Genomic DNA, 9,571 nt, shown 5'->3' on the forward strand with positions numbered 1-9,571 from the left:
CCATAAACATGTGGGGAACGACAAGATGGATTGAACGCACTTGACGGGCCAACCCCAGTTAGAGAAGACCGGTTAGTTTCAGCCGCACCCGCTCCGCTGGTTGGCGGGGTCAAATTTCCGCAACGCGCAATCCCCACTGCCAAATCATCGCCAGCGCATCCCAGAGCTTCACCGGCGATGGTTGACAGCATCAAGGGCTCACCCATGATGCCGCATAACCAAGAACAGCCTCGGGATGAAACGCCATGACCTCGACCCCAGACCTCGTGATCCGCGGCGGCAACATCGCCGACGGCAAGGGCGGCGACCTCTATGAAGCCGATGTCGCGATCAGTGGCGGCAGGATCACCGAAGTCGGCAAGGTCTCCGCAAAAGGCAAGGAAGAGATCGACGCTCGCGGCAAGCTCGTCGCGCCCGGCTTCGTCGACGTCCACACCCATTACGACGGCCAGGTGACCTGGAGCCAGGACATCACGCCGTCGTCGCAGAACGGCGTCACCACCGCGATCATGGGCAATTGCGGCGTCGGCTTCGCGCCGTGCCGGCCGAGCGATCACGGCCGGCTGATCGAGCTGATGGAAGGCGTCGAGGACATTCCGGAGCCGGTGCTCTCCGCCGGCATTCCGTGGGCGTGGGAAAGCTTCCCCGACTACATGGAATGGCTGTCGAAGCGCAGTTTCGACATGGACATCGGCGCGCAACTGCCGCACGCGGCGCTCCGGGTCTACGTGATGGGCGAGCGCGGCGCGCGCCGCGATCCCGCCACGCCTGAGGACAACGAGGCGATGGCGGCGCTCGCAGGTGATGCGGTGCGATCCGGCGCGCTGGGCTTCTCGACCTCGCGCACGCTCAATCACCGCACCTCGACCGGCGACTACACGCCGACGCTGAAGGCGGGCGAAGATGAATTGACCGCGATCGCCGGCGCGATGCATGGCGTCGGTCGCAGCGTGCTGCAATTCGTGCTCGACCAGAGCACTGTCCACGAAGACCTGCTGATGATGCTGCGGGTCGCCGAGAACACGAGGTGCCCGATCTCGTTCTCCGTCGCCCAGGCCGACAAGGCGCCGCGGCGCTGGCGGCAGACCATGGACACCATCAATGAGGCCGCCGCCCGCGGCCTCTCGATCACGACCCAGATCGCCGCGCGCCCCGTCGGGCTGCTGCTTGGGCTGGAATTGTCGCGCAACCCGTTCCAGACCCATCCGAGCTATCGCGAAATCGCCAGGCTGCCGCTGGCGGAGCGGCTGACGCATCTGCGCCGGCCCGAGGTGCGCGCTGCGATCCTGAGCGAAACCGCGACGGCGACCGACGACCCGCTGTTCTTCCGGCCGAACTACGACAAGATGTACCTCTTGGGTAATCCGCCGGACTATGAGCAGCCGCCGGAGAACGCGCTCGGCCCGCAGGCGCGCCGCCAGGGCCGCCAGCCGGAAGTGCTCGCCTACGACGCGATGCTGACCGACGAGGGCCGCGGCATGCTCTATGTGCCGTTCCTGAATTATGCCGACGGCAATCTCGACGCCGTGCACGAGATGCTGCGCGAACCCAGCGCCGTGCCCGGCCTGTCCGACGGCGGCGCGCATTGCGGCATCATCTGCGATGCCAGCTTCCCGACCTATCTCTTGACGCACTGGACGCGCGACCGCAGCCGCGGCGAGAAGCTCTCGATCCCGTTCGTGATTGCGGCGCAGTCGCGCAAGACCGCGCTGTCGGTCGGTCTGCATGATCGCGGCGTGATCGCGCCCGGCTTCAAGGCCGATGTCAACGTGATCGACTACGACCGGCTGCACCTGCATCCGCCGAAGGTGCATTACGACCTTCCGGTCGGCGGCCGCCGTCTCTTGCAACAGGTCGACGGCTACGACGCCACCATCGTCTCCGGCGTCGTCACCCAGCGCGAGGGCAACGCGACCGGCGCACGGCCGGGCAGGCTCGTCCGCGGCGCGCAGGGGTTGAACTGAGATAGACGCACCCTCCCCTGGAGGGCAGGGCTATCGCATATGGAAATTCCCGAGTCTCTTCCACAGGTTAGTCGGCGATGCGCTTGCGCGACACTGCCAAAGCACGGAATCGGATCGAGAACAAAACGGAAGCGAACCGCGAAGCTGGAGCGACGCTTCTTGAACGGGTCCTTTACAAGTGTCGATCGCGCCTCGCGTTTTTCCATATGCGATAGCCCTACCCTGGAGGGGGAAGGTCGGATCACATTGAGCCCAGCGAAATGTGAGACGGGGTGGGGTGACCTCTCAACACGGGCAGTGCCCGAATGGAGAGATCACCCCACCCCGCTGTGCATTCCGCTTCGCTACATGCTCAGCGACCCTCCCTCTCCAGGGGAGGGTCGGAGCGGCGCGCCCCTTACGTCGGCGACATCGCGCCCTTGATCGTGCCGGCTGGCTGCGACGTGCCGGTCAGCCGCGCGCGCTCGGAGTTCGGCCACAGCAGCAGCAATCCGAGCAGGCCGGAGCCGGCCATGATCGCGGCGTTGATGGTGAAGCCGCTCATGTAGCCGGCCATCGGCGTGGCGGCGTGCTGGATCACACTGCCCATCACCATCGGCGCCATGATGCCCGAGATGGTGTACAGCGCACCGTAGATCGCGATGATCGCGCCGCGCTGCGACACCGGCGTGAACTCGCCGAGCATCGGCGGGCACACCACATAGATCGAGCCGCACAGGCCGGAGCCGATCACCAGCAGTGCGATCATCAGCGCGCCCGGCGGCGCATAGGGCAGCGCAGCGAGGATGCAGCCGCCGACGATCAACGGCACCGAGCCGAGCACGCCGCGTGCGCCGCGGGTGGTGAAGCCGCGCGTCAGCATCAGCTGCGAGATCCAGCCGGTCAGGAGCACGATCGTCGCACCGAAGATCCAGGGCAGGATCGAGACGAAGCCGGCCTGCTGCTGCGAGAAGCCGAGCCCCTCGATGATGAACGACGTGAACCAGGTCAGGCCCAACGACAGCGCCCAATAGGCCCCGAAGGTCGCGACCACGCAGCCGACGAAAGTTCGCGACGTCAGCAGCTTCCAGTAGGGAATCCGTGGCTCGTCGGCAACAACGGCAGCCGTCGACACCAGCGGCCCTTCCTTGCCGAGCGCGAACCAGGCGACGGTCCAGAGCAGGCCGACGATGCCGAGCGCGCCGAAGGCGTGATGCCAGCTGTGATTGACGATGATCCAGTTCAGCGCGGGCACCGCGAGGATCACGCCAAACGCCGAACCCTGCGACAGGATCGCGGTCGGCAGCGTGCGCTTCTCATCCGGAAACCATTTGTAGATGGCGTGTGCGGCGACCGAGAAGGCCGGTCCCTCGCCGGCGCCGAGGATGATGCGGCAGATCGTGAGCGTCGTCAGGCTGACGGTGCCGATCATCGGAAATTGCGCGAGCGACCAGATCACCGCCAGGATCAGCAGCACCCAGCGCGTGTCGACGCGGTTGACGATGAAGCCGACCACGATCGCCGAGATCGAGAACAGATAGAAGAAGGACGAGCCGAGATCGCCGAACTGCTCCGGGGTGAGCCCCATCTCCTTCCTGATCGGCACGCCGGCAAGCCCGACCACGATCTTGTCCGCAAAGTTCACCACCATGTACAGGAACAGAAGGAAGGTGATCTGCCAGGCGCCTTTAGGCGTCCCCGCTGACATCCCCTCTGACGTCCTCTTGGGCGTCGGTTGCGTCGTCATGTCTGGCTCCCCGTCGTTTCGTTTTTTGGCTTCGTAAGATCGGCCCCGCCGGGATGCTAGCCACGCCTCGCCGCGCAACGCAACCCGCATTTCCTCGGGTTCTGTGGCCGGCGCGACACGATGGCCGGGCAAGCGCGCCCCGATCACGATCGCGTCGTCGCGGCCAGTGAAGCGGTGATCTGTCATGGGCCGGCTGCTATGCTCGGGGCAACGAAAAGCCGAGGTTATTGAAGGTTGGGTTATCTCATGAACAGATCGATCCTTCGCGCGGCCGCCTGCGCTGCGCTTGTGTCCGCCACGCTGCTCGCCGTGCCTCAAGTCCGCGCCGAGGACGCCGCCGGTCCCGACTATGCGGCGATCGTCGCCGCGCCCGATCGCAGCGATGCGGATCGCCAGGTCGACCAGCGCCGCCAGCCGGCCAAGATGCTCGCCTTTGCCGGCGTCAAGCCCGGCATGAACATCCTCGACATGGCAGCGAGCGCTGGCTACAGCACCGAACTCTTGGCGCGTACCGTGGCTCCGTCGGGCAAGGTCTACGCGCAGGATTCGGCGACCGTGCTCGAGCGCTTCGTCAAGGACAAGTTCGACACCCGCGCCAAGGCACCGGCGATGAAGAACGTCGTCCATGTCGTGCGCGACTACGACGATCCGATCCCGCCCGAGGTTAGCAACCTCGACATGATCACCTTGTTCTTTTTCTATCACGACATCAGCTATCTGCCGGTCGATCGCGCCGCGATGAACAAGAAGATGTTCGCCGCGCTGAAGCCGGGCGGCTTCCTGGTCATCGCGGACCACTCGGCCAAGGCGGGCGAAGGCGTAAGCGTCGCCAAAACGCTGCACCGGATCGAGGAGAGCACCCTGAAGCAGGAGATCGAGGCGGCCGGCTTCAAGCTGGTGGCCGAGGCCGATTTCCTGCATCATGCGGAGGACCCGAAGGACATTCCCGTCTTCAAGGCGCCGGTGCCGATCGACGAGTTCGTCCTGAAATACCAGAAGCCTTGAATGAGGCACGGCCATCGCTTCATCTGACCAGACCGCCGCGGTGCTTCGCGTCACCGGCCTGACCAAGAGTTACCGCTCTGCCGGTGAAGACGTCGCGGTGCTGCGCGGCGTCGATCTGGCCGTTGCGACCGGCGAGAGCGTGGCGCTATCGGGCGAATCCGGCAGCGGCAAGAGCACGCTGCTGCATCTGATCGCGGGGCTCGATGCCGCCGACAGCGGCGAGATCGCCCTCGCCGACATCGTCGTCTCCGGCCTCAGCGACGCCGGCCGCGCCGAGTTGCGCCGCGACCGGCTTGGCCTCGTCTTCCAGCAGTTCAACCTGATCCCGAGTCTGACGGTTGCGGACAATCTCGTGTTCCAGTCGCGCATCGCCGGCCGGCACGACGCCGCCTGGCATGACGAGTTGGTCGAGCGCCTCGGGCTCAAGCCGCTGCTCAGGCGCTATCCCGAACAATTGTCCGGCGGCCAACAGCAGCGCGTCGCGATCGGGCGCGCGCTGGCGCCGAAGCCGCTGTTGCTGCTCGCCGACGAGCCGACCGGCAATCTCGACGAGGACACCGCCGACGAGGTGCTGCGGTTGGCGCGCGATCTGGTTGCTCGCACCGGCTGCGGCTTCCTGATGGTCACCCACAGCGCGCGCCTCGCCGCAACGCTCGACCGCCAGGTCACCCTGCACGCCGGGATAATCGCATGATCAGAGCGTTTTCGAGCGAAGTGGGTACCGGTTCGCGTGAAGAAAACGCGTCAAGGCAAGAAGCTGGAGCCCCGTTCCGATCCAATCGGAACGGAAGGGGCTCCAGGGCGCTCTGGATCCTCGCCGTGCTGCTCAGCCATTGGCGACGGCATCCGATGCAGCTCGCGACGCTGCTGATCGGGCTGATCTCGGCCACCGCGCTGTGGAGCGGCGTGCAGGCGCTAAACCAGCAGGCCCGCATCGCCTATGACCGCGCCGCCGCGACCTTCGGCGGCTCGCGCACCGCCATGCTGGTGAGCCGCGACAGCGCGACCTTCCCGCAAAAACTGTTCGTCGATCTGCGCCGCGCCGGCTGGCCGGTGTCACCGACGCTGGAGGGCCGGGTCCAGATCGACGGGCGCAGCTTGCGCCTGCTCGGTGTCGAGCCGGTGACGCTGCCGTCCGAGGTCGGCAACGCGCCGGCGGTCGGACGCGGCAGCCTGCAATCCTTCGTCACGCCGCCAGGCGAAATGCTGGTAGCGGGCGAGACGCTGCGCGATCTCGGCCTCAAGGAGGGCGAACGGCCGCAGGCCAACGGCACGAGTTTGCCGCCGCTGCGCGTGCAGGCGGAGCTCGCACCCGGCGCACTGGTCGTCGATATCGGCATCGCGCAGGACATCCTGAAGATGCCCGGCCAGGTGTCGCGCCTGCTGGTCGGCAAATCGAAAACGGCGCGCGCGACGCTGGAAAGCGTGGCCGGCGAAAAACTTCGTCTGGTCGAGCCGAGCGCCGAGACCGACCTCGAGCGGCTGACCGACAGTTTCCATCTCAACCTCACCGCATTCGGCCTGCTGTCGTTCTTCGTCGGCCTGTTCATCGTCAACTCCGCGATCGGCCTTGCCTTCGAGCAGCGGCTGCCGATGCTGCGCACCTTGCGCGCCTGTGGCGCCTCGGCACGGCTGCTCAACACCGTGCTGGTGATCGAGCTGGTGTCGCTGGCGCTGGTCGCCGGCCTGATTGGCCTCGTCTGCGGCTATTTCATTGCGGCAGCCTTGCTGCCCGATGTCGCGGCCTCCCTGCGCGGGCTCTATGGCGCGCAGATCCCCGGACAGCTTTCGCTCAAGCCCGTCTGGTGGTTCGCCGGCGTCACCATCAGCATCCTGGGCGCGCTCGCAGCCGCCGCCGCGAGCCTTGCCAAGGCGATCCGGATGCCGGTGCTGGCGACGGCGCAGCCGCAGGCCTGGCAGCAGGCGCAACGGCGTTGGCTCATGTTCCAGAGTGCTGCGGCGCTCGCGGTGTTTGCGGTCGCCGCGGCTCTCATTCAGTTCGGCGATTCGCTGATCGCGGGCTTTGCCGTGCTGGCCGCGCTGATGTTCGGCGCGGCGTTGATTTTGCCGATGGTGCTGCAGATCGCGCTCGCGTTCGGCCAGCGCAGCGCGCGGGCGCCGGTCGGCATCTGGTTCTGGGCGGACAGCCGCCAGCAGCTCTCGGGCCTCTCGCTGGCGCTGATGGCGCTGTTGCTCGCGCTCGCGGTCAATGTCGGCGTCAGCACCATGGTGGAAAGCTTTAGCCGCACCTTCCTGGTCTGGCTCGACGGCCGCCTTGCCGCCGACGTCTACATCAGCGCCGCCAGCGATCAGCAGGCAAAAGAGATCAAGGCGTGGCTGCGCGATCGGCCGGAGGTTCAGGCCATCCTGCCCGGTGGCCGCGCCGACACCCAATTCGGCGGCGCGCCGATCGAAGTCCTCGGCCTGCCCGACCACGTCACCTATCGCGACAACTGGCCGCTGCTGGAGAGCACGGCGAATGCCTGGGTGCGCTTGCGTCCCGGCGACACTTGTCTGGTCAGCGAGCAGCTGTCGCGGCGGATGAAACTTGCGATCGGCGATCATATCGAGGTCCCCGCCCCCGGCGGCAACTGGCCGCTCGAGATCGTCGGCATCTATGCCGATTACGGCAACCCCAAAGGCCAGATCGCGGTCAACTTCGCCGCGCTGACCCGGCGCTTTCCGCTGACGCCGCAGACCCGGATCGGGCTCCGCGTCGCGCCCGATCACATCGCGCCGCTAATCGCGGCGCTGCAGGAGAAGTTCGGCCTCGACGACCGCAACGTCGCCGACCAGGCGACGATGAAGCGGGAATCCAGGCGGGTGTTCAACCGCACCTTCTCGGTAACGGCAGCGCTCAACGCCTTCACGCTCGGCGTCGCCGGCATCGCGCTCCTGACCAGCCTGCTGACCTTGGCCAATTCGCGGCTGCCGCAGCTTGCGCCGCTTTGGGCGATCGGCCTGACGCGGCGGCGGCTCGCGGCGCTCGAACTGCTGAAGACCATGGCGGTCGCATTGATCACCGCGCTGTTCGCACTGCCGCTCGGCCTTCTGGTCGCATGGTGCCTGCTTGCGATCGTCAATGTGAAGGCGTTCGGCTGGCGGCTGCCGTTCCACGTCTTCCCGCTGCAGCTGATCGAGCTGCTCGCGGTGGCGCTCGCCGCCGCCTTCTGTGCGGCGGCGCTGCCGGTCGCTAGACTGGCGCGCATGCAGCCAGCCAGCCTGATCAGGATCTTCGTCAATGAGCGCTAGCGGCACGATCACGCGGCGCGCGTTTGCCGGCGGCGCACTGGCGCTCGCGCTCGGGGGCAAGAGCTGCGCGCAGGGCTTTGCCGGGCTCGGCGAGAATGCCGAAGGTTTTGCCGCCGTCACGCCGGGCAAGCCATTCGCATTCCCAATCGATCACGGCCCACATCCGGAGTTTCGGATCGAGTGGTGGTACGTGACGGCGAATCTCTCCGACGCGAATGCTGCAGCCTATGGCGCGCAATGGACGTTGTTCCGTCAGGCGATGAAGCCGGGCGGTCCCAGCGAGGGCTGGGCCAACCAGCAGGTCTGGATGGGCCACGCCGCCGTGACCAGCGTCACCACGCATCGTTTCAGCGAGACGTTTGCGCGCGGCGGCATCGGTCAGGCCGGTGTCGAGGCCACGCCGTTCCGCGCCTGGATCGACGCCTGGGAGATGCGCGGGATCAATCCATTCGACGCGCAGCGCGTCGCACCACTCGAGCTGAAGGCCTCGGCTGCCGACTTCAGCATCGCGCTCCGCCTCGACGCCAATCGCCCGCTGGTGCTGCAAGGCGACCATGGCTACAGCCGCAAGTCGGATCGCGGACAGGCCTCTTATTATTACAGCCAGCCGTTCTACAACGCATCCGGCCGCATCGTGATCGACGACAGACCGGTCGACGTCACGGGCATGGCCTGGATGGATCGCGAATGGAGCAGCCAGCCATTGGCGGTGGATCAAACCGGCTGGGACTGGTTCTCGCTGCATCTGCCCGGCGACGAGAAGTTGATGCTGTACCGGCTGCGCCAGAAGGACGGCCGCGAGAACCTGTTCGGCAACTGGTTCACGCCGGACGGCCGCTCGGCCGAGATCGCCGGCCCCGGCAACAGCATCACGCCAGTTGCGACCACCGAGATCGACGGCCGCAAGCTGCCGACGTCATGGCACGTCGCCCTTCCGGCGCGCGGCCTTGCCATCGAAACCGCGCCGCTCAATCCGAAGGCCTGGATGGGGACCAGCTTCCCCTATTGGGAAGGCCCGATCCGCTTTGCGGGCAGCCACGCGGGAATCGGCTATCTTGAGATGACCGGGTACTGAAACGCCGACAGAAGATCGGCGCGCCCAAAATCGTCCAACCTGTCACACCGGTCGCTGCCGCCCCGTCATGACATCGGGCTAATGAAACAAGAGGACGCGCCTGACATGTATCACTACACGGCCATCGTCACCTGCCTTGCGGTCGCGTTCTATTTCTACACCTCGACACAGGTCGCGCGCGCCCGTGCTGCCTACGGCGTCAAGCTGCCGGCGATCTCGGGCCATCCGGATTTCGAGCGCATCTTCCGCATCCAGATGAACACGCTCGAATGGATGCCGATCTTCCTGCCATCGCTGTGGCTGTTTGCGATCTATGTCGGCGATGCCGCGGCGGCAGCCGTGGGCGCACTTTGGGTGATCGGCCGCATCGTCTACTTCATCGGCTATCGCGAGGCGGTGGCGAAGCGCAGCCGGGGTTTTGCCATTCAGGCCGCCGCGTGCATCATCCTGTGGATCGGCGCGCTCGGCGGCGCGGTGTGGCGGCTGGTGCATTGAGGGCGCGATCGCGCCACACACTCCGCTGTCGTCCCGGGCTTGACCCGGGACCCA

General features: G+C 66.4%; 7 protein-coding genes. 6 read left to right on the top strand and 1 reads right to left on the bottom strand.

Going from position 1 to position 9,571, the window contains the following annotated elements; genetic code table 11:
- Positions 1-245: 245 nt before the first annotated feature.
- Positions 246-1,964: an N-acyl-D-amino-acid deacylase family protein gene (locus H8B02_RS41220; RefSeq protein ID WP_229171412.1), complete on the top strand. Its 1,719-nt coding sequence runs from the start codon at positions 246-248 to the stop codon at positions 1,962-1,964.
- A 397-nt stretch (positions 1,965-2,361) separates the two neighbouring features.
- Here the strand turns inward: H8B02_RS41220 and H8B02_RS41225 are convergent, their stop codons facing one another.
- Positions 2,362-3,690 (bottom strand): MFS transporter, encoded by a 1,329-nt coding sequence (locus H8B02_RS41225; RefSeq protein WP_229171413.1) that lies wholly within the window; start codon positions 3,688-3,690, stop codon positions 2,362-2,364.
- A 246-nt stretch (positions 3,691-3,936) separates the two neighbouring features.
- Here H8B02_RS41225 and H8B02_RS41230 point away from each other — a divergent pair, with 246 nt between their 5' ends.
- From H8B02_RS41230 to H8B02_RS41250, 5 genes are all read left to right on the top strand, one after another.
- Positions 3,937-4,695: a class I SAM-dependent methyltransferase gene (locus H8B02_RS41230; RefSeq protein WP_229171414.1), complete on the top strand. Its 759-nt coding sequence runs from the start codon at positions 3,937-3,939 to the stop codon at positions 4,693-4,695.
- A gap of 40 nt (positions 4,696-4,735) precedes the next feature.
- Positions 4,736-5,389, top strand: a complete 654-nt coding sequence (locus H8B02_RS41235) for an ABC transporter ATP-binding protein (RefSeq protein ID WP_229171415.1) — start codon at positions 4,736-4,738, stop codon at positions 5,387-5,389.
- Between the two features lie 155 nt (positions 5,390-5,544).
- Entirely contained in the window at positions 5,545-7,947 is a 2,403-nt protein-coding gene (locus tag H8B02_RS41240) for an ABC transporter permease (RefSeq protein ID WP_229171417.1), read from the top strand.
- Positions 7,937-9,022 carry a lipocalin-like domain-containing protein gene (locus H8B02_RS41245; RefSeq protein ID WP_229171416.1) on the top strand — a complete coding sequence of 362 codons (1,086 nt, stop codon included), beginning with the start codon at positions 7,937-7,939 and terminating at the stop codon, positions 9,020-9,022. Before H8B02_RS41240 ends, H8B02_RS41245 begins: the two co-directional genes overlap by 11 nt.
- 105 nt (positions 9,023-9,127) lie before the next feature.
- A complete protein-coding gene (locus H8B02_RS41250; protein WP_229171418.1) occupies positions 9,128-9,517 on the top strand; it encodes an MAPEG family protein in 390 nt (129 codons plus the stop codon).
- Positions 9,518-9,571 lie beyond the last annotated feature (54 nt).

The organism is Bradyrhizobium altum (genome assembly GCF_020889705.1).
Taxonomy (GTDB): Bacteria; Pseudomonadota; Alphaproteobacteria; order Rhizobiales; family Xanthobacteraceae; genus Bradyrhizobium; species Bradyrhizobium altum.